Annotated in this window: 21 protein-coding genes and 2 tRNA genes; 9 read left to right on the forward strand and 14 right to left on the reverse strand. The window is 66.1% G+C overall.

Annotation, left to right across the window (positions count from 1 at the left end; all coding sequences use genetic code 11):
• Window positions 1-15: 15 nt before the first annotated feature.
• Both OJI97_RS08265 and OJI97_RS08270 read left to right on the forward strand, forming a co-directional pair.
• On the forward strand, window positions 16-864 hold the full coding sequence (locus tag OJI97_RS08265) for a DUF4198 domain-containing protein (protein ID WP_297662582.1): 849 nt from the start codon (window positions 16-18) through the stop codon (window positions 862-864).
• 104 nt (window positions 865-968) lie between these two features.
• Window positions 969-1,832, forward strand: coding sequence for an FAD:protein FMN transferase (locus OJI97_RS08270; protein WP_297662583.1), 864 nt, complete (start codon window positions 969-971; stop codon window positions 1,830-1,832).
• Between the two features lie 9 nt (window positions 1,833-1,841).
• On the opposite strand, the gene OJI97_RS08275 is transcribed toward OJI97_RS08270, so the two are convergent.
• From OJI97_RS08275 to OJI97_RS08285, 3 genes are all read right to left on the reverse strand, one after another.
• A complete protein-coding gene (locus OJI97_RS08275) occupies window positions 1,842-2,486 on the reverse strand; it encodes an energy transducer TonB (RefSeq protein ID WP_297662584.1) in 645 nt (214 codons plus the stop codon).
• Window positions 2,487-2,553: 67 nt separating this feature from the next.
• A complete protein-coding gene (locus tag OJI97_RS08280) occupies window positions 2,554-3,231 on the reverse strand; it encodes a Fe2+-dependent dioxygenase (protein WP_297662585.1) in 678 nt (225 codons plus the stop codon).
• 84 nt (window positions 3,232-3,315) lie between these two features.
• Window positions 3,316-5,622, reverse strand: a complete 2,307-nt coding sequence (locus OJI97_RS08285) for a catecholate siderophore receptor Fiu (protein ID WP_297662586.1) — start codon at window positions 5,620-5,622, stop codon at window positions 3,316-3,318.
• A 253-nt stretch (window positions 5,623-5,875) separates the two neighbouring features.
• Here OJI97_RS08285 and OJI97_RS08290 point away from each other — a divergent pair, with 253 nt between their 5' ends.
• On the forward strand, window positions 5,876-6,835 hold the full coding sequence (locus OJI97_RS08290; protein WP_297662587.1) for a hypothetical protein: 960 nt from the start codon (window positions 5,876-5,878) through the stop codon (window positions 6,833-6,835).
• Window positions 6,836-6,857: 22 nt separating this feature from the next.
• Here OJI97_RS08290 and OJI97_RS08295 read toward each other — a convergent pair whose 3' ends face one another.
• From OJI97_RS08295 to OJI97_RS08325, 7 genes are all read right to left on the reverse strand, one after another.
• Complete coding sequence (locus OJI97_RS08295) at window positions 6,858-7,349, reverse strand: hypothetical protein (RefSeq protein WP_297662588.1); 492 nt, start codon at window positions 7,347-7,349, stop codon at window positions 6,858-6,860.
• 18 nt (window positions 7,350-7,367) lie between these two features.
• Window positions 7,368-7,703: a hypothetical protein gene (locus tag OJI97_RS08300; RefSeq protein ID WP_297662589.1), complete on the reverse strand. Its 336-nt coding sequence runs from the start codon at window positions 7,701-7,703 to the stop codon at window positions 7,368-7,370.
• A 10-nt stretch (window positions 7,704-7,713) separates the two neighbouring features.
• Entirely contained in the window at window positions 7,714-8,187 is a 474-nt protein-coding gene (locus tag OJI97_RS08305) for a hypothetical protein (RefSeq protein WP_297662590.1), read from the reverse strand.
• Window positions 8,188-8,193: 6 nt separating this feature from the next.
• Window positions 8,194-8,670, reverse strand: coding sequence for a hypothetical protein (locus tag OJI97_RS08310; RefSeq protein ID WP_297662591.1), 477 nt, complete (start codon window positions 8,668-8,670; stop codon window positions 8,194-8,196).
• A 114-nt stretch (window positions 8,671-8,784) separates the two neighbouring features.
• Window positions 8,785-9,756, reverse strand: coding sequence for an AraC family transcriptional regulator (locus OJI97_RS08315; RefSeq protein ID WP_297662592.1), 972 nt, complete (start codon window positions 9,754-9,756; stop codon window positions 8,785-8,787).
• 146 nt (window positions 9,757-9,902) lie between these two features.
• Complete coding sequence (locus tag OJI97_RS08320) at window positions 9,903-10,631, reverse strand: energy transducer TonB (protein WP_297662593.1); 729 nt, start codon at window positions 10,629-10,631, stop codon at window positions 9,903-9,905.
• A 44-nt stretch (window positions 10,632-10,675) separates the two neighbouring features.
• Window positions 10,676-11,542 (reverse strand): alpha/beta hydrolase, encoded by an 867-nt coding sequence (locus OJI97_RS08325; RefSeq protein ID WP_297662594.1) that lies wholly within the window; start codon window positions 11,540-11,542, stop codon window positions 10,676-10,678.
• 89 nt (window positions 11,543-11,631) lie between these two features.
• Here OJI97_RS08325 and OJI97_RS08330 point away from each other — a divergent pair, with 89 nt between their 5' ends.
• Window positions 11,632-12,423, forward strand: coding sequence for an SDR family oxidoreductase (locus OJI97_RS08330; protein ID WP_297662595.1), 792 nt, complete (start codon window positions 11,632-11,634; stop codon window positions 12,421-12,423).
• 42 nt (window positions 12,424-12,465) lie between these two features.
• Here the strand turns inward: OJI97_RS08330 and OJI97_RS08335 are convergent.
• Together OJI97_RS08335 and cpdR are read right to left on the reverse strand one after the other, a co-directional pair.
• Window positions 12,466-12,540 (reverse strand) — tRNA-Val (locus OJI97_RS08335).
• A gap of 56 nt (window positions 12,541-12,596) precedes the next feature.
• Entirely contained in the window at window positions 12,597-12,974 is a 378-nt protein-coding gene (cpdR, locus tag OJI97_RS08340) for a cell cycle two-component system response regulator CpdR (RefSeq protein WP_297662596.1), read from the reverse strand.
• A gap of 139 nt (window positions 12,975-13,113) precedes the next feature.
• On the opposite strand from cpdR, the gene OJI97_RS08345 reads away from it, so the two are divergent.
• Window positions 13,114-13,986 (forward strand): N-formylglutamate amidohydrolase, encoded by an 873-nt coding sequence (locus OJI97_RS08345; protein ID WP_297662597.1) that lies wholly within the window; start codon window positions 13,114-13,116, stop codon window positions 13,984-13,986.
• A 242-nt stretch (window positions 13,987-14,228) separates the two neighbouring features.
• Here the strand turns inward: OJI97_RS08345 and OJI97_RS08350 are convergent.
• Both OJI97_RS08350 and OJI97_RS08355 read right to left on the reverse strand, forming a co-directional pair.
• Window positions 14,229-14,305 (reverse strand) — tRNA-Pro (locus OJI97_RS08350).
• Window positions 14,306-14,656: 351 nt separating this feature from the next.
• Entirely contained in the window at window positions 14,657-15,097 is a 441-nt protein-coding gene (locus OJI97_RS08355) for a JAB domain-containing protein (RefSeq protein WP_297662598.1), read from the reverse strand.
• 128 nt (window positions 15,098-15,225) lie between these two features.
• On the opposite strand from OJI97_RS08355, the gene thyA reads away from it, so the two are divergent.
• The 4 genes from thyA to OJI97_RS08375 all read left to right on the forward strand — a co-directional run bounded on the left by thyA (window position 15,226) and on the right by OJI97_RS08375 (window position 19,899).
• Window positions 15,226-16,161, forward strand: coding sequence for a thymidylate synthase (gene thyA, locus OJI97_RS08360; protein WP_297662599.1), 936 nt, complete (start codon window positions 15,226-15,228; stop codon window positions 16,159-16,161).
• Window positions 16,162-16,254: 93 nt separating this feature from the next.
• Window positions 16,255-17,562 (forward strand): 3-methyl-2-oxobutanoate dehydrogenase (2-methylpropanoyl-transferring) subunit alpha, encoded by a 1,308-nt coding sequence (locus OJI97_RS08365; RefSeq protein ID WP_297662600.1) that lies wholly within the window; start codon window positions 16,255-16,257, stop codon window positions 17,560-17,562.
• Between the two features lie 20 nt (window positions 17,563-17,582).
• Complete coding sequence (locus tag OJI97_RS08370; protein ID WP_297662602.1) at window positions 17,583-18,587, forward strand: alpha-ketoacid dehydrogenase subunit beta; 1,005 nt, start codon at window positions 17,583-17,585, stop codon at window positions 18,585-18,587.
• Between the two features lie 4 nt (window positions 18,588-18,591).
• Window positions 18,592-19,899, forward strand: coding sequence for a dihydrolipoamide acetyltransferase family protein (locus OJI97_RS08375; protein WP_297662601.1), 1,308 nt, complete (start codon window positions 18,592-18,594; stop codon window positions 19,897-19,899).
• The last annotated feature ends 70 nt before the right edge of the window (window positions 19,900-19,969 follow it).

Raw genomic sequence — 19,969 nt, forward strand, 5'->3', positions numbered from 1 at the left:
AGAAAGGGCAGGGCAATGAAAAAGCAGATATGGGGTTTCGCGGCGACGGTCGCGCTGGCGGCGATGGCCGCGGTTCCGGCGAGCGCGCATCGCCAGTGGATGCTGCCGTCGTCGACGGTGCTGTCGGGCGACGATGTGTGGGTGACGGTCGATGCCGCGGTGTCGAACGACCTTTTTTATTTCGAGCACCAGCCGCTGCGGCTCGATGCCGTCCATGCGTGGGCGCCCGACGGCAGCGAGGTGGCGATCGAGAACAAGGCGACGGGGCGCTATCGCAGCACCTTCGACGTCCATCTGACGCAGAAGGGCACCTATCGCATCGCGTCGGTCGCCGACATGCTGATGGGCAGCTACGAGCTGAACGGCAAGACCGAGCGCTTGCCGCGCGGCACCACCGCCGCCAATCTCGCCGAGCGGCTGCCGGCGGGGGCGACCAATGTCCAGACCGCCGAGGCGAACAACCGCAACGAGATTTTCGTAACGGTCGGCGAACCGACGACCACCCTGTTCAAGCCGACCGGCAAGGGGATCGAGATGGTGCCGGTGACGCATCCCAACGACCTGTTCGCGGGCGAGGCGGCGACGTTCCAGTTCCTGCTCGACGGCAAGCCCGCCGCCGACCTGCCGGTCACGGTGATCCCCGGCGGGATCCGCTATCGCGACCAGCTCGGCCAGATCGACCTCAAGACCGATGCCGAGGGCAAGGTCGCGGTGACCTGGCCCGAGCCCGGTATGTACTGGATGAACGTCACGACGCCGCAGACGGCGCGTGGTGAAGGCGGCGAGGGCGGCCCGCCGCCGGCATCGGCCGCGCCGCAGCGCCGCGCGGGCTACGTCACCACGCTCGAGGTGATGGCGCCCTGAGCGAACAACCCGGCGACCGCATCCTGATCCCCCGCGCGCTGACGCCCGCCGCCTTTGCGGCGCGGAGCGGCGCGGGGGATGTCCAGATTCTGTCGGGCGAGGCGATGGGGACAGGCTGGTCGCTGCACGCCGCCTCCGCTGTGTCCGGTCTTGCGGCGGGTGTGGAAGCGGCGTTCGGCCGGGTTGTCCGGCAGATGAGCCAGTGGGAGCCTGACTCCGATCTGTCGCGCTTCAACCGCGCGCCTGCTGGTGCTTGGCGACGGATTCCGCCTGAGTTCGCGCATGTGGTCGCGGCGGCGTTGGATATCGCGGACGCGAGCGATGGCGCCTTTGATCCCACTCTGGGGGCGATTACCGAAAATTGGGGCTTCGGGAGCCGTGGTCCCGTGGACCGCATTCCTTGCGATGCGCCCGTCGTGGATCGACGCATCGAACTGGACGCGATGAACAGCCGCATTCGGCGCAGCGAAGGCGCACAGCTCGACCTGTCGGGGATCGCCAAGGGCTATGGCGTCGATCTCGCCGCCGAATGGCTGCTCGGGCAGGGCGTGCGTCATTTCCTGCTCGAACTGGGCGGCGAATTGCGTGGGCAGGGGATACGGCCCGACGGCCAGCCGTGGTGGGTCGATGTCGAGATGCCGCCAACGTCGTCGATCGCGCCGTGGCGCATCGCGCTGCACGATTTGTCGGTGGCGACTTCGGGCAACTACCGGCGCGGCTTCGTGGCGGACGGGCGGCATTATTCGCACAGTTTCGATCCCGCCACCGGGCGGCCGATCGTCAGCGCCGTGTCGTCGGTGACGGTGCTGCACCGAAGCTGCATGATGGCAGACGGCTGGGCGACCGCGCTGACCGTGCTGGGGCCGGAGAAGGCGATCGCGCTCGCCGATGCGCAGGGGCTCGCGGCATCGATGGTTGCGGGGAATCGCGAATATGTCTCCCGCGAATGGCGCGCGATGCTGGGCTGAGGCGCGGGCCTATCCGCGCAGGACGAACGGAATTTCGACCAACCCCTTGACCTTCACCGCCTGGCCGCTGCGCATCGTCGGCGCCCAGCGCCATTTGCGCACCGCGCGGAGGGCCGCTTCGTCGAGGCGGTCGAAGCCGCTGCTGCGCGCGACCGAAATCGCCGCGACCGAGCCATCGAGGTCGAGCGTCAGCGACAGCACCACCGTTCCCTGCTCCCGGTGCCGCCGGCTTTCGGTGGGGTAGCGCGGCGGGGCGCCCGACACCATCCGCGTGCCGAGATCGCTCGCCTGCACGGTCGAAGGCGGCGCGGGCGGGGCTGGGGGCGCCGGCGGTGCGGGTGCCGGGACCGGCGGCGCCGGAACCGGATCGGGCGAGGTCTGGATCGGCGGCTGATCGGTCGGAATCGCGACCAGCGGGCGCGGGGCGAAGACCGGCGCCTTTTGCTGCGGCGGCGTTTCCTTCGGCGGGGAGGGGGGCGGCGGGGGCGGCGGCGCGATCGACAGGTTGACCACCGCCAGCTTCGCGGCCTCGGTCTGCGCGCGGTGATAGCCGGTGTGCAGCAGCGCGGCGAACAACCCCGCCGTCAGCAGGGCCGCGAGCGCCGCGGCGGGCAGATTGGGTCTTTGATCCTCGCCATAGCGGCCGGGCGTCACGAAGCCCGCATTCGCGAAACCGGCGCGGGCCGAAATCGCCGCGCGCGCGCGCCTCTCCGTCTCGGGCTCAGGTTTCGGACCAGCGCCGGAGGAGATTGTGATAGATGCAGGTGAGTTGGAGGACAGCATTGTCGTCGGCTCCGTCGAGCGTGAGTTTCTGGATGGCGGTGTCCATCTCGAACAGCATCCGCCGAAGGTTGTTGTCGCGCACCATGCTCTGTATCCAGAAGAAGGATGCGAGCCGGGCGCCGCGGGTCACCGGCTCGACGCGGTGAAGGCTGCTCGATGGATAGAGGATCGCGTCGCCGGCGGGCAGCGCGACGGCATGTTCGCCGTAGGTGTCGCTGATGATCAGCCGGCCGCCCTCATAATCGGCGGGGTCGTTGAGGAAGAGGGTGCACGACAGGTCGGAGCGCAGATGCTCGCCCGACGCCAGTTTCATCACCGCGCCGTCGACGTGAAAACCATAGGCGCCGCCGCCCGCATAGCGATTGAAGCGCGGCGGCAGGATCTTGCGCGGCAGCGCGGCGGCGAAGAACAGCGGGCTGCGCTTCAGCGCCGCGAGCACCGCGGCGCTGAGCTCGGCCTTCAGCGGCGAAGCGTCGGGCACCTGCTCGTTGCGTTTGACCTTCGCGCCCTGCGCGCCGACCGTCTCGCGCCCGTCGGTCCAGTCGGCACCGTCGAGGCGGCGGCGAAATTCCGCGGCCTCCTCGGGCGTCAGAACATTCGGGATATGCAGCAACATGCCGGCTCAAATCCTTTTCAAACGGCGAAGGCGGGAGGCACGCCCCCCGCCCAGGCCCGGTCGCCCAAGCCCCGTTCCGGCTTCCTAGAAGCGGAAGTCGGCACTGAACAGGAAGGTCTGCGGCTGCCCCGGGGTGTAGCGATAGCCGCTCTTGTTGATCGCCGCGACATAATCTTTGTCGAACAGATTATAGGCATTCAGGCGCAGTTTGACGTTATCGTTGACCGCATAGCCGAGCAGCGCATCGACGACCGTATAGCCCTGAGTGCGGGGCGGGGTGCCCGCAGCGCCGTCGGTGCCGCGCCGCATCCCGCTGGTGTAGCGGACGCCGCCCGCGATCTCGAGGCCGAAGGGCGCACGATAGCTGGTCCAGGACGAGAAGCTGTCGTCCGGAGAGTAGGTCAGGCCGTCGCTGCCGTCGGCCGCGATGCCGCTGCCGTTGGTGACTTTGGTCTTTTGATGCGCATATCCGGCGGAGATCGACCAGGCGTCGGTGATGTTGCCGACGACCGACAGTTCGACGCCGCGCACCCGCTTCGATCCGCTCTGGATGTCCGAGGGATCGGTCGCGTTGATCTCGTTCAGCACCTTGGTCTGGAAGATCGCGGCGTTGAGCGCGAGCGCGCCGTCGAGCACGTCCCACTTCACCCCCGCCTCGATCGTCTTGGCCTTTTGCGGGGCGAAGTCGGGGTTGTTGGCGCTGTTGCCGGTTGCCAGGGTAAAGGCTTCGCCGCCCGGGGGCTGCTGCGACAGCGCGTAATTGACATAGAGGCTGAGCGGCTCGACCGGCTTGAGCACCGCGCCCAGCTTCCAGTTGAACAGCGTGTCCTTGGCCTTCAGGTCGGCGGTGGTGACGATCGAGCCGACGGGGGCGGTTCCGCACGGCACCGCGCCGCGGCCGGTGCCGTTGTTGCAGATGGCCGTGTTGAGGTAGGTCGTCTTGTAATGATCGAGGCGGATGCCGCCGGTGACCAGCAGCAGCCCGTCGAAGAATTTGGCGGTGTCGAAGGCATAGAAGGCCAGCGTGTTAGTCTTGCCCCGCCCGGCGGTTCCGTTGCGCGAATGGGAGTAGGCGCTCGTGTCGTTCCAGTCGGGATTGTAGAGGTTCGCGACCGGCAGCGTGCCCGTCGAGCTGTGGCCGTAGATGACCTGCTTCTCGCTGGTGAGTTCGGCGCCGATGCTCAGATTATGCTCGATCGATCCGGTCGCGAAATCGGCGCGCAGGTTGAGCTGGTCGGTCAGGATGCGGTTTCGCGCGTCGCGGATCGTGGGGTTGCCGCGGGTCAGCGTATAGGCGGAGAGGTCATCGGGGTTGGCGGGATTGCCGACGATGTTGGCGCCCGTCGACATGAAGGCGGTCAGCAAGTAATCCTGCTCGGTCTGGCCGACGCGCGCGACGTTCGACAGCCGGACATTGTCCGAGAAATCATGCTCGATGATCAGCGTCGCCATCTGCGCCTTCACATCGTCGTGATCCTTGCGCGTGCCATAGAAATTCTTCGAATCGACGGGGTGGCCGACCAGCGACTCCAGCCCGGCCTGCGGCTCCCAGCCGGGAAGGGCGATCGTCGGGACATAGCCGTCGGGGATATTGTCCTGATCGACATAGAGCAGGTTCAGATAAGCGCGGGTCGCGGTGTCGAGCCCGAGGCCGAGCGAGGCGGCGAGGCCGAGCCGCTGGTTATTGACATGGTCGCGGCCCGGAACGTCGCTGTCCTGCCACAGCATGTTGAGCCGGAGCGCGCTGTTGCTGAGGCCGCCGAGGGTCTGGTTGACGTCGGCGGTGATCCGCTTCTGCCCGTCTACGCCGACCGACAGCGTGCCCGATAGCGCGCTTTCGAGCGTGGCGCGCTTGCTGACCAGATTGATCGCGCCGGTCGGCGAGGTGCGGCCGTTGTCGGTGCCCGCCGGGCCCTTTTCGACCTCGACCGCTTCGGTGTTGAAGATGTCGCGCGACACCGAACCCAGATCGCGGATGCCGTCGACGAAGATGCTGCTCGAAGTGTCGAAGCCGCGCATCCGGATCGCATCGCCGCTTGTCGTATTGCCGTTCTCGCCGGCGTAGAAAGTGCCGACGCCCGGGCTGTTGCGCAGCACTTCGGTCAGCGTCGTCGCGCCCTGTTCGTTGAACAGTTCCTTGCTGATGACCTGAATCGTCTGCGGCGTGTCGCGCAGCGGCTGGGTGAATTTGGGCGAGGAGGGCTTGTCGACCTTATAGCCTTCGTCGTCGATGGCGGTGTCTGTCACCGTCACGCCGCCGAGCACCGGCTGTTTCGCTTCCTGTCCGCCATCCTGCGCGAGCGCGGGAGTTGCCGCGATACCGAAGCAGCTCAGCGCCAGATAGGCCGGAGCCGCCGCCGACATGGTTTCGCGCAAACGCAAGAATGACATGAATTTCCCCTTTTCCGTCCGAAGGTCGTGACGGGGACGCCGCTATTGAGAGTCGTTCGCAGAGTCAATGTTTATTGATAATCATTCGCGATATTGTCGCTAATTTGTCGCAGAAGCGAAGGGTGGACACCTTCGAAGGGTAAGGCGCGCGGCCGCCCATATTCGTTTTTCGACAAGATCGCTCTTCGTCCCCGTCCAAGACAAGCGATGCGTGCCCCTTAAAAATGCCTCGGCCGATGAAGGGGAATGTCCGATGTGGAGCCTGCGTAATCCGATTCGAGCGGGGTTGATCTGGGTCAGCGTGCCGCTGATCGGCCTGATGCTGACGGTGGCATTTGTCGTGCTGGGGGATCGGGTGACCGCATCCTATTATGCGGCGTCGAAAACGCTTTCGTCGACGACCGAGACACTGATTGCGCTGCCCGGTGCCCTCTCGTCCGCGATATTTTTCCTCAGCCTCTTCATCGTGCCGCCCTATATCGCCAAGGCGTGGCGGGCGTGGCGATATATGCGGCGCCTCGCCAAGCCTGAAAGCGCCAGCCTCGTCGCCGGCTGGACCGTGACTGCGTCGAACTGGGCGCGGTTCCAGCGCGATTTGCGGAACGCGCGCGACAAGGGCGACGGCGACGGCCTTTCCAGGATGGCGATGTCGCTGTGCGATCTCGATGCGCCGGCTACCGGGGTCGATATCCGCGTCGGGGAAGAAGGGGTTCAGGTCGGCGCACGATATTTCGCCTTGCGCGGCGGTTTGTCGTCCAGCCTGACCGGGGTGATGCCGGGGGCTTTGGGGCGCGGCGCCCCGCGTTCGGGCGCCGACTATCTGGCGTTCGTTTCCACGTTCGAGGGCTCGTCGCGCTCGCTCGGCGCCTATGCGGTCGAGGAGATCGGACTGCTCGTCCCCGTCCCGCCGGCCAATCGCGCCGCGATGCAGCGCGTGCTCGATCACTTCACGCCGGCGGCGATCGCGGAACTGGCGGCGCGCGACGCGCGGCGGGGGCGGGTCGGCTGCCTTCTCAACCTGAGCTTGCTGGCCGTCAGCATCGGGATGATGGCGCCGTCCGCCATCTTCGGCGGCTATTATCAAATCGGCTGGTACGGATTCGAGCTGTTCGCCGTCTGGCTCGCCTGGCTGGTCTATTACCTGATTCAGGTCGTTTTCGGGATGATCGTCGGCCTCGGCCATATGCTTCGAATCATGCGCGCGCCGCAATAGCGACGGAACCGGGTGCCGACGGCTATGCGGCCGGGCCGCCCGCCTGGCCGGCGCGCTTGCGGGCCCGCGCCGATGCCTGCGCCGCGCCGGCCAGCGAGAAACGGGCTTCGCCGAATTGACCCGAGCCGAGCGGAAAGGCGATGCCAAGCTCGCCGTCCTCCGCCATCGCTTCCGCCAATCCGCCGCCCAAGGGGAGGATGAAGGCACGGAAGGCGCCGACCGTCGTGCATCGCATCGTGGCGGCGAAAGTCGCCGTTCGCGCACCGATCAGGGCCGGATAGTCGCGCCCATCGTCGCACGCGATTTTCGGATTGAAGAAGGCGTCGCATTTCGAGCGATCGCACACCATCCCGAACAGCGATCCGGCCGGGGTGGCGGTGCTGGCGGTGATCGCGCCGTCCGCCGGCCCCTGGACGATCCAGTCGCCATAGCTTTCCGCCTGCTGCGCCGCCGCGCCGGGGGACAGGGCCAGGATCGCGGCGCTGAGCGCGACCCCGAAGCCGTTACGCGGCATGGCGGTGCGTCCTGGCGGTCATCGGGACTCCATGGCCGCGACACATTTGTCGATGTTCATCGCGCCATAGTCGAAGACATGCTGGCTGCCGTCGGCAAGCGTCACCGTCGCCCGCTTGCTGAACAATTTGCGCTGGACGTCGATGGCCCGGATGTCGGTCTTCTCGATCGCCAGTTCGCCATCGGCGGCGTAATTGCCGAGCGTGCCGAGAAGGCTGGCGTCGAGCTTTGCATCATAGAGCAACCGCTGGTTGGTGACGGTCAGCTTGCCGTTATATTTGCCGCCGCCGGGCGGGAGATAGAAGAGCGTCCAGGTGTCGATGGTGCTTTCGCCGGGGCGAAGGGTCGCGGTCATGGCAAACTCCTTATCGTATCGGATTACCGGATAGCGGCGCGCCGTCGCTGGGCATCAGCGACCATCGGCCGAGGATCGTTCCGATCAGCGCCGAAACGAAGAAGGTCAGCGAATGGCCGTCGTGGCTGGTGAGGTGAAACAGAATGCCGAGCGGGACGAGTTCGATGATGGCGACGACGGCGACCGTCGTTCCGATCCGTTTTGCGCCGGGCAGCGTGATCCAGTCCCCCTCGGCCTCATTATTCTGGCCGCGCCACGCCCACGGGCTGGCATGGCCCGATGCCCAGGCCCCGGCGCCGCCGAAGCTGAGCAGTCCGCAATAGATGCCGACGACCAGCCATATCGCATAAGGCAGCAGCGCACTGAAGAAGCGCGGCAGCAGGACTTCGAGAAAGACGCTGCCGATGGTGCCGACGACGGCCGCCAGCAACAGGCTGCACGTCAGCACGACGATCGTCTTCAGCGCCGTCGTCAGCACGGCCATGTCGGATCAGCCCTGGCCGGACAGGGCCTGGCGGCACTTGCCGTCGACCTCATTGCCGACCCAGGTGGCGAAATCCTCGAACGGGCGCTTCTCGAACTCGGCCTGCACCGCGGCGTCGGCTGCGTGGATCGCCTCTGTCGCCTGTTCGGGGGTCTTGCCGATCGTGCCCGCCACGCGTTCGGTGATTTGCGCGAAGGCGGTCGCGGCGGTGTCGCGCTGCGACGCGCGTTTCGCCAGGTCTTCGGCATCGGTCCCGCTGCTTTGCGCCGCGAGGGTGCTGTAGAGATTGGAGAGCGATTTCAGCTTTGCCGAACAATCGGCGGCCAGGGCAAAGCCCGCCTCTCCCGACAGTGCGGCCGGAAGCGCCGGGTCGGCGGCGCTCGTCGTCGTGCTGCCCTGATCGGCATCGCTTTTGGCTCCTGAACAGGCAGCGAGTGTCGCGGCGGCGGCTAGTGCAAGCGGCATGAATATGGATCGCGGCATCGGACGAACTTCCTCCCCTGATTGGCAAGCTCTGCGTGCCGCTATCTTGCAACGGTCGTGGGAGGGTCGTCTTGGGCCAGGGCGCAACGGCGATTTGCGTGAAAACGAAATCCGTCAATGATGACGGGCAAGCGCTCTATGCCGGGCATCCGACGGTGTTTCGCCATAGGCCTTGCGGAAACTGTTCGTGAAATAGCTGAGATCCCCGAAACCGCAGCCATAGGCAATTTCCGAGATCGTCCGCTTCGCCAAATGCGGCATGGACAGACGTCGATGGGCCAGCGCCAGCCTTTCCCGCAGGACGAAGGCGGTGAAGGTTACGCCCTCGGTCTCGAAAAGCAATTGAACCGACCGCGCGCTCAAACCGGCGGCGTCGGCGACTGACTTGATGCCGAGTTCGGGAGAGATGAGATGGGCAAGCGTCCAGCGCTTGATGGCATCCAGCCGCGCCGCCCGCAGTCCCCGCCCCGAGGCAAGCTCCGTCGCGTCCCGGTCGGTTCCGACCGCCAGCGCCACCAGATCGGCCATGTGGATGGCGGCGCGGTGGGCGAGCTGGGCCGCGGGGCCGGCCTCGTGCAGCACGCGATAGCTTGCGAGATAGGATTTCAGCAACTGCATCGCCGGATTATCGGCGGGTATGCGCCGCATGAGCGCGGCTTCGGCATCGGGCAGCAGCGGGCACAAGAGCGAGCGTTGCAGTTTCACCGACACATGCGGAAAGGCTTCGTGCGTTTCAAAATCCATGCGGTCGGCGCACGAAAGAAGAGCCGCCGATCCATCAGCGGGCAGTTCGCTGCCGAATTGCAGAACCCCTCCCCTGGCAGGCGAACTGCTCCACAGCAACGTGAAATCATCGTCGCCGCGCGAGAGATCGTAGCTAAATGCGACATGCGGGGAAACCCACGCATCGGTGACGGTCAGCCCTGGCAAGAACCGGGTTTCGACCTCCATCTGCGGATCGTCGGTCTTGGGCGTGAGGTCGAGGTTCGCTATGGCGCGCCCGGCGACCTCCCGCACCATGTCCCGACGTTGAGGCCGCGGTATCCCGGCAAGCGAAAACCGGAAGGTGGCCGCATCATTCTCCATACACGCGCTCCCCGTCGCGGAGTTACGAGAACAGAGACCCAGTCATTATATTTGGCCGGAGGCTATGACCTGAATCCGTTCGCGTCAATCAGCGCCTCGTGGACGACGATCCGGGGCGATGATCCGCTCCGCACGGGCGGGAAAGGTCAGCGCCGCTTCTCCAGCCACCAGCTTTGCCGCCAGCCATAGGCGCTGGCGATCGGATCGCCCGCGCCGTTGGTCGCGGGCCTGAAGCGGAAGCGATCCTCGATCAGCCCGCAGGTCGTTGCATCGAGCGAGGCGTCGCCGCTCGACCGGGTGACGCGGCAGCCGGTGACGCGCCCGGTCGGCTGGACGGTGAAGCGCACCTCGACCTCGCCGCCGATCTTCGCACGCGCGGCTTCGCGTGGATAGTCGCTGTCGCGGATCGTGCCGCTGCGCCAGACCGCCTTCGATCCGCCGCCGGTGCCGCTTCCCGATCCGCCCGCGCCGGTTCCGTTGCCGCTGCCGCCCGCGCCCGATCCGGGGCCGGGGAGGGGCGTCGCGCCCGCCGAGGCGTCGCTGCCGGTGCCGGGGGTCGGTGCCGCAGGAACCGGCGGGGGCGTGATCGGCGGCAGTTTGGGTTTGGGCGCGGCGACGGGCGCTGCCCTGGCGTGCTTGTTCGCAGCCGAAGCCTTGCCGCTGGCCTGATCGCTCTCGATCGGCGCGGGTTTCGCTTTTTCTTGCGGGGGCGGCGGAGCGGGAAGGGCGATGGCGGCGATCGTCTCGCTCGCCTTGCGGACAATCTGGAGGTCGAGCCCGTTCAGCAGAATCAGGCCGACCGCGAGCAGCGCGACCAGCGTCGCGCCACCCGCCGCGGTGTGCTGCCGACCCGAAAGCTGCCCCGTATAGGCCATGGCGCGTCCCGAGCGCGCGACCGCCGCGCGCTTTCGCCGCCGGTTTAGAGGAAATCGTCTAGCGTGGACATGAACCGGTCGAACTGGTCGTGATGGAGCCAGTGGCCGGCATTTTCGAACTCGATCACCTCGGCGCTGCGGAAATGCGCGATGCGGCCGTCCTTCGCGGGGTTCGAGGCCCAGCTATCGGCGCCATAGAGGAGCAAGGTCGGGCAGGCGATCGCCGACCAGAGCGATTCGATGTCGGCCTGCGGCAGGTCGACCACCGGCCAGACGTTCAGATAATTGTCGAACTTCCAGCTCCACGTCCCGTCCTCGTTGCGGCTGATGCCGTGGATGGTGAGATGGCGCGCCTGTTCGGGGGTCAGATAGGCATTTTCGGCCATCATCCGCGCCAGCGCGTCGCCCATCGTCGCATAGCGGCGCGGCGTGCGGCCTGCCGCTTGCCTTTTGTCGTTGATCCATTTGCGAAACCGCTCCGCAAACGGGGTCGCGGCGCGTTCGGCGAGCACCTTCGGCGACGGGCCGAGCCCCTCGATCGCGACCAGCTTGCGGACATTCCCGGGATAGAGGCCGGTGTAGCGCAGCGCGATATTGCCGCCCATCGAATGGGCGACGATCGTCACCGGCGCGAGGTCGAGCTGGTGGACGAGCTGCGCGAGATCGTAGACGAAAGCGCCCATCTCGTAATTGCCGTCGGGCGCCCAGGCGCTGTCGCCATGGCCGCGCAGGTCGGGCGCGATGACGTGCCAGCGATCGCGCAGTTTCTCGGCCACCCAATCCCAGTTGCGGCAATGGTCGCGGCCACCGTGGACGAGAAGCAGGGGCGGTGCCTCTTCGTTACCCCAATCGACATAGTGCAGTTTCAATCGCTGCGAGACGAAACTGTTCGAGGTGGGGCCACTTGCCATCGGCGCTTCCTTGTTGTCTGGTTGCGTTTCAAAAGGCGACTGGTCTCGATCCGTCAAGCCCCATCGCCGCAACTGGGAGAAACTGGAGTATGTCGACCTTTCGGGATAATCTGCTGGCGGGCAAGACCGCGTTCGTTGCCGGCGGCACGAGCGGGATCAACCTCGGCATCGCCAAGCGCTTCGCCGAACTCGGCGCGAAAGTGGCGGTCGCGGGCCGCGATCCCGACAAGGCGGCGCGGGCGGCCGGGGAGATCGGTTCGGGCGCGATCGGCCTGTCGGGCGACGTGCGCGATTATGCAGCGATTCGCGGAGTGATGGAGACGGTGGCCGACAGGCTGGGGCCGCTGGACATGGTTATTTCGGGCGCGGCGGGCAATTTCCTGGCGCCGGTGCTCGGCATGTCGGCGAACGCCTTTCGCACGGTGGTCGACATCGACCTCAACGGGACGTTCAACGTGTTCCGTGGCTGTCACGACCTGCTCAATCGCCCCGGCGCCTCGCTGATCGCGATCACCGCGGGGCAGGCGATCAACGCCTCGGCGTTGCAAGCCCACGCCTGCGCCGCGAAGGCGGGGATCAACCAGCTCATCCGCGTCCTCGCGCTCGAATGGGGGCCGGAGGTGCGTGTCAACGGCATTTCGCCGGGGCCGATCGCCGATACCGAGGGGATGAAACGGCTCGCGCCCGATGCGGAGACGCGGGCTGCGCATTACGACCGGATCGCGATGAAGCGCTGGGGCAAGGTCGCCGAAGTCGCCGAATCGGCGGTCTTCCTCTGCTCGCCCGCCGCGAGCTATATCACCGGAACGATCCTCGACTGCGACGGTGGCAGCCAGATCGGCGACGCCTCGCGCGGCGACCTGGCGAAAGGGATGGCCTGAACCAAAAACGCCGCCAACCCATGCGGGTGGCGGCGTTTTGAATGGTGGGCGTGGCAAGGATTGAACTTGCGACCCCTGCGATGTCAACACAGTGCTCTACCACTGAGCTACACGCCCATCCCTTGGGGTGACGCGCCCCCTAAAGGCCTCCGCGCCGCTTGGCAAGCCTTTCGTTAGGGCTGGCTCGACCGATCGGCGCGGCCGAAGAGATTATCGACCTCGCGCACCAGATCCTTGAGGTGAAAGGGCTTCGACAGCAGCTTTGCCTGCGGCACATTTTCCTCGGCGCGCAGCGACACGGCGGCGAAGCCGGTGATGAACATCACCTGCGTCTGCGGCGCCGCCTTCGCGGTATGCTGCGCAAGTTCGATCCCGTCCATCTCGGGCATGACGATGTCGGAGAGCAGCAGGTCGAAGGTGCCCGAATCGATATAGGGGACGGCCGCGGTGCCGCGATCGACGGCGGTGACGTGATAGCCGGCGCCGGTCAGCGCGCGCGCCAGATATTCGCGCATCACATCATCATCTTCGGCGAGCAATATGCGAATCATCTGGCAATCTGTTCCCTGGTCCGGCGGCGCGCGAGTCTGGTCCGCGTGCCTCTGTTTAGCTCGTCCTCCTGATAGCGCGAGACCTTTAACAAATCCCGTCGCACTGGATTCTTCTGTCGATTTTTGGCACGCTTCGTCGATGTCGCTCCACACTCCGTCCGCCGCCATCGCCATCGACCGGCCGGCGGAGCTTGGCCCGGTCGTCGTGTCGGTCTCGCACGCGGGGCGTATCTATCCGCCCGCGATACTCGCCGCGGCGCGGGTCGATCGATCGGTGCTCGAACGCCTTGAGGATAGCTGGTGCGACCTGATTGCCGCGAATGCGGTCAAGGCGGGCGCGACGCTGGTGCAGGCGATGTGGGCGCGCGCCGTCGCCGACTGCAATCGCGGCGAGGGGCAGATGGCGCCGGGCGAAGTCGCGCCGCCGCTTCGCCCCCGCTTTTCGGCGCCGGGGCGCAAGGAGCGGGCCGGGCTCGGGGTCGTGCCGACACGCCTTGCCGATTGCGGATCGCTGTGGAGGGGCTCGATCGACGGGCCGCAGCTCGACTGGCGGCTCGACGCGCTGCACCGGCCGTTCCATCGCGCGCTCGCCGCCGAACTGGCGGTTGCCAAAACCCGGTTCGGCGGGGCGATCCTGATCGATCTGCACAGTATGCCACCGATCCCGCGCGGGCAGTCGGGCCACGGCGCGGGAATCGTCATCGGCGATCGTTTCGGCGGAACCGCGGATGAGGCGTTGATCGAATTGATCGTCGACGAAGCCGAGGGCCTCGGCGTTCCCGTCTCGCGCAACCAGCCTTATGCCGGCGGACATATCGTGCGGACGCATGGCAAGCCGGCGGATGCGATTCGGGCGGTGCAGATCGAGGTCGACCGCAGCCTCTATCTTCACGCCGATCGCACGCCCGACCCCGAACGCGTGGCGGCGCTTCGCGACTGGTTTTCCGGGCTCGTCGCAAGGGCGGGACGGATGTGTCCCGCGGGCGATGTCCTGCCGCTCGCCGCCGAATAAAAAACCACCTCGTACCGAAGTACGAGGTGGCCAGGGTCCAGGGAGGACGCACCCGCGTCTTGCGACGGGGGCACTCGCCACGATGGAAAGGGGGAAAACCACGGTGGCGTAACGACAATCTATGCATTGTCGCGCCGACTTACAAGAGCCGTTGATTACAAAAGAAACCGATCCGGCAGGGTGCCGCTTTTCGCGCGCCGGCTCGGCCGCGTTGCGGTCCCATATCGATTGCGGAAATAAGCTGGTCGGGGAGAGAGGATTCGAACCTCCGGCCCCTGCCTCCCGAAGACAGTGCTCTACCAGGCTGAGCTACTCCCCGACCGATCTTTGCGCCGGCGGACCGGCGCGAAGGCAGGGCGGTCCTCTAGACGCGCAATTTGCGAACATCAAGCGCCAATCGGCATGGGTGCGATGATTGTGCGCTGGTGACGGCGTCGGGCCGATTGATGCATGTTGAAGTGGCGGCTTTGGGGCGGGGAGTGGACGTTAAGGCGAAATCCCGCCCTCCCCTTCAGGGGAGGGCAGCGAGACTTACGAACTTGTTCGTTAGTCGCAGCGGGTGGGGGGCAGCAGCCTTGAGCAAGGCCGATGGCCCCCACCCCAACCCCTCCCCTGAAGGGGAGGGGCTAACGTCAGTTATCGGTCGATAACCGTTGTCGAATATATCCCCCTAGATCAGCCCGGCGCTGCGAAAGCTGAAATGTCCGTTCTCGACGAAGATCAGATGATCCGACAGGTCGATGCCGATCAGCCGCAGGAACTGCCCGGCTTCCTGCGTGCAGCGCAGGTCGGCATCGCTGGGCCGCGCGATACCGGACGGGTGGTTGTGTGCCATCAGCACCGTGGCGACGCGCCGACCGAGCAGGCGGTTCCAGCACGCCGGCGTGATGACGCAGCGTCCGCTCGTATCGCCCGCCGCGCTTTCAAGCCCCGCGAGCCGGCCATAGGCGTCGAAGCCCGCGAGCAGCGCGATTTCGCGATCGGCAAACAGCATCGGGCGCAGCAGATGGCGCGCGATCGCATCCTCGGCATCGCGGGATATGAAGCCGGCTGCCCCCGCGGCGCGCGGCAGCCTGTCGATGGGTTCGCGCAGGATCATCCGGCGGTTCATGCGACGGCCGCCGCCGCCGCCCAAGTGGCGATTGGGCCGTATCGGAGGATTGCCGGGAGGTGCCGCCGACCCCCTTGTCGAGCCGCGGCGTGGGGCCTAGCAAAGAGGGCGACAGTGAGGAGCGTCTTTTGTCCGATTCCATCCATTATGAGCTGCAATATCTCGACCTGATGCGGCGCATCTGGACCGAAGGCGACGAGCGCGTCGATCGCACCGGAGTCGGCACCCGCTCGCTGTTCGGCGAGACGATGCGATTCTCGCTGACGGACGACGCGATCCCGCTGCTGACGACGAAACGCGTCTATTGGAAGACCGCGCTGCGCGAACTGCTCTGGTTCCTGACCGGCAACACCAATATCCGCCCGCTGGTCGCGCAGGGGGTGAAGATCTGGACCGACTGGCCGCTCGATGCCTATCGCCGCACGACCGGCGAGGCGATCAGCGCAGCCGATTTCGAGGCGCGGATCGTTGCAGACGAGGCCTTCGCGGCGCAATGGGGCGACCTTGGCCCGGTCTATGGCCATCAGTGGGTCAACTGGCCGCGTTACGAGCCGGCGGGCGAGGGGCTGTTCCGCCGCGCAGCGCAGGGGCACGACCAGATTTCGGCGCTGATCGAGTCGCTCAGGACCAATCCGGGCTCGCGCCGCCATATCTTCACCGGCTGGAACGTCGCCGATTTGGACCGGATGGCGCTGCCGCCGTGCCACATGACCTATCAATTCCACGTCCGCAGCGACGGCGGGCTGTCGTGCCTCCTCTTCCAGCGCTCGTGCGACCTTGGGCTCGGCTTTGCCTTCAACATCTTCGAGGCGGCGCTGTTGACGCGGATGATCGCGCAGCAATGCGATCTTCACGCGCACGAGGTCGTGTGGACCGGCGGCGACGTGCACCTTTATCTCAACCATGCCGAACTGGTCGAGGAGCAGTTGCGGCGGGTTCCCGAGGGCGCGCCGAAGCTGCGCATCCTCCGCCGTCCTTCGAGCATTTTCGACTACCGGTTCGATGACTTTGCGGTCGAAGCCTATGCGCCGCAATCCCATATTTCCGCGCCCGTCGCAGTCTGACCACCGGCGTTGCATTTCCATGGCGACTGAAATAATATGTCGTCACCACGAAATATAACTAGGCGCTGATTCGCGCCCCGAAGGGAAGAAGATATGCCCGAATCGCCGAAGGCGGATCCGGGGCGTTCGGCGAGCAATCTGCCGCCGCTGTCGCTCCATATTCCCGAGCCGCGCTACCGCCCCGGCGACACCCCCGACTTCGGCGATATCGCGATTCCCGCGGTCGATGCGACTCCGCGTCCGGGCGAAGCGACCAAGCCCGATGCGATGCGCGAGCTTTGCTATGGCCTGGTCCGCGTGCTCGATTTCGACGGTGCGGCCAAGGGGCCGTGGGACCCCAAGCTGTCGCCCGACCGGTTGCGCACGATGCTGCGCACCATGATGCTCGTACGCGCGTTCGACGACCGCATGTTCCGCGCGCAGCGGCAGGGCAAGACCAGCTTCTATATGAAGTGCACCGGCGAGGAGGCGACCTCGGTCGCCTCGACGATGGCGATCGACCGCACCGACATGGTGTTTCCCAGCTATCGCCAGCAGGGCGTTCTGATCACGCGCGATTATCCGCTGATCCAGATGATGAACCAGATTTACTCGAACCGCGGCGATCACCTGCTCGGGCGCCAGCTTCCGATCATGTATTCGGCGCCCGAGCATGGCTTCTTCAGCGTGTCGGGCAACCTTGCGACCCAATATCCGCAGGCGGTCGGCTGGGCCATGGCGTCGGCGTCGAAGGGCGACAACCGTATCGCGACGACATGGTGCGGCGAAGGATCGTCGGCCGAGGGCGACTTCCATTCGGCGCTGACCTTTGCCACCGTCTATAATGCGCCGGTCATCTTCAACGTCGTCAATAACCAGTGGGCGATTTCCAGCTTTTCGGGTTTTGCGGGCGGCGAACGGACGACCTTCGCCGCGCGCGCGGTCGGTTATGGCATCGCCGGGCTGCGCGTCGACGGCAACGACCCGCTTGCGGTCTATGCCGCGACCCAGTGGGCGGCCGACCGGGCGCGGACCAACAACGGCCCGACGCTGATCGAGCATTTCACCTATCGCGCCGAGGGGCACAGCACCTCGGACGATCCGAGCGCCTATCGCGCCGCGCAGGAAGCGAGCGCCTGGCCGTTCGGCGACCCGATCGCGCGGCTGGCGCAGCATCTCGAACTGCTTGGCGAATGGGACGCGGAGCGCCATGCGGCGCAGGCGAAGGAACTCGACGAACTCGTCAAGACGACCCAGAAGCAAGCCGAAAAGCTCGGCATTCTGGGTCACGGTATGCATCAGCCGTTCGAGACGATGTTCCAGGACGTGTTCGAGGAGATGCCGTGGCACCTCAAGGAGCAATGCGCCCAGATGCTCGCCGAGCAAGAGGCCAAGTTCGGCCCCAACTGGAAGCCCGAATGATGGCTGACCAAAGCAAAACGATGAACATGATCGAGGCGATCAACAGCGCCATGGACATCATGCTCGAACGCGACCCTGCGACCGTCGTGATGGGCGAGGACGTCGGCTTTTTCGGCGGCGTGTTCCGCGCGACCGCGGGCCTCCAGAAAAAGCATGGCAAGACGCGCGTGTTCGACACGCCGATCAACGAGTGCGGCATCATTGGCGTCGCGGTCGGCATGGGCGCCTATGGCCTGCGTCCGGTCCCCGAGATCCAGTTTGCCGACTATATCTATCCGGGGCTCGACCAGCTCGTGTCCGAGGCGGCACGGCTGCGCTACCGCTCGGCGAATGATTTCATCTGCCCGATGACGGTGCGCACGCCGTTCGGCGGCGGCATCTTCGGCGGTCAGACGCACAGCCAGTCGCCCGAAAGCATCATGACGCACATCTGCGGCGTCAAGACGGTGATCCCGTCGAATCCCTATGATGCCAAGGGCCTGTTGATCGCGGCGATCGAGGACAACGACCCCGTCGTCTTCCTCGAACCCAAGCGCATCTATAACGGCCCGTTCAGCGGCTATTACGACCGCCCGGTCGAGCCCTGGTCGAAGCATGACGCGAGCGCGGTGCCCGAAGGCTATTACCGCATCGACCTAGGCAAGGCAGCGACGGTCCGCGAAGGCGAGGCGGTGACCGTGCTCGCTTATGGCACGATGGTACATGTCGCGAAGACGATCATCGAGGAAATGGGCGTCGACGCCGAAATCCTCGACCTGCGCACGCTCTTGCCGCTCGATATCGAGGCGATCGAGGCGTCGGTCAGAAAGACCGGGCGCTGCCTGATCATCCACGAAGCGACGCGCACTTCGGGCTTCGGCGCCGAACTCGCGGCGCTGGTGCAGGAACGCTGCTTCTACCATCTGGAGGCGCCGGTTGAGCGCGTGACCGGCTTCGACACGCCCTATCCGCACAGCCTCGAATGGGCCTATTTCCCCGGCCCGGTCCGCATCGCGACCGCGCTGACCAAGATCTTGAAGGACTGACGCCATGGCCCGCTATTCATTCCGTCTGCCCGATATCGGCGAAGGCATTGCCGAGGCCGAGATCGTCGCGTGGCACGTCAAGGTCGGTGACCGCATCGAGGAAGACGCGCAGCTGGCCGACATGATGACCGACAAGGCGACCGTCGAAATGGAATCGCCGGTGACGGGGACTGTCGTCGAACTGGCGGGCGAGGTCGGCGATATGGTCGCGATCGGATCGACGCTGGCGGTGATCGAGACCGACGGAGAGGGTGCGGAAGCGCCTGCTGACGAAGCGGTCGAGGAAGAAGTCGTCGCGGAAACGCCGGGGGCGGAAGAGGTTTTGGTGGCGGAAGAAGCCGAAAAGCCCTCTCCCCTTCAGGAGAGAGGGTTGGGAGAGGGGGCCGAAGCTGCTCCCGCTCCTGCCGTTCCCCTCTCCCCGGCCCTCTCCCCTGAAGGGGAGAGGGAGAAGAAGGCCGTTCTCGCATCCCCCGCCGTCCGCGCCCGCGCCCGCGATCTCGGCGTCGATCTGTCGCAGGTTCAGGCCGAGGGCGACCGCATCCGCCATTCCGATCTCGACGCTTTCCTGCGCTACGGCGCCGGGCAGGGCTATCAGGCTCCCGGCGCGAGCCGCGCGCGCGCCGACGAGCCGGTCAAGGTCATCGGGATGCGCCGCAAGATCGCGGAAAATATGGCGGCGTCGAAGCGCGCGATTCCGCATTTCACCTATGTCGAGGAAATGGACGTCACCGCGCTCGAGGAAATGCGCGCCGACCTCAACGCCAATCGCGGCCAGCGCCCCAAGCTGACGATGCTGCCCTTCCTGATCGTCGCGATCTGCCGCACGATCCCGCAATTCCCGATGATCAACGCGCGCTACGACGACGAAGGCGGCGTGGTCACGCGCCATGGCGCGGTGCATCTGGGCATGGCGACGCAGACCGATGCGGGGCTGATGGTCCCGGTGATCCGCGACGCGCAGGACAAGAATGTCTGGCAGCTTGCGTCGGAAATCACGCGCCTCGCGGAAGCGGCGCGCACCGGCAAGGCCAGGGTCGAGGAACTGACCGGCGGCACGCTGACGGTGACGTCGCTCGGCCCGCTCGGCGGCATCACGACGACGCCGGTGATCAACCGGCCCGAGGTCGCGATCATCGGGCCGAACAAGATCGTCGAGCGGCCGGTCTTCGACGGTGACGACATTCGCCGCGCGAAGCTGATGAACCTGTCGATCAGCTGCGACCACCGCGTCGTCGACGGCTGGGACGCCGCGAGCTATGTTCAGGCGCTCAAGAAGCTGATCGAGACGCCGGTGCTGTTGTTCGCGGATTAGCTTCCACTTCCCATTTTCGTCACCCCGGACTTGATCCGGGGTCCCGCTTTACGCCGTTGCTGAGCGGGAC

The organism is Sphingopyxis sp. (assembly GCF_025869345.1).
Lineage (GTDB): Bacteria > Pseudomonadota > Alphaproteobacteria > Sphingomonadales > Sphingomonadaceae > Sphingopyxis.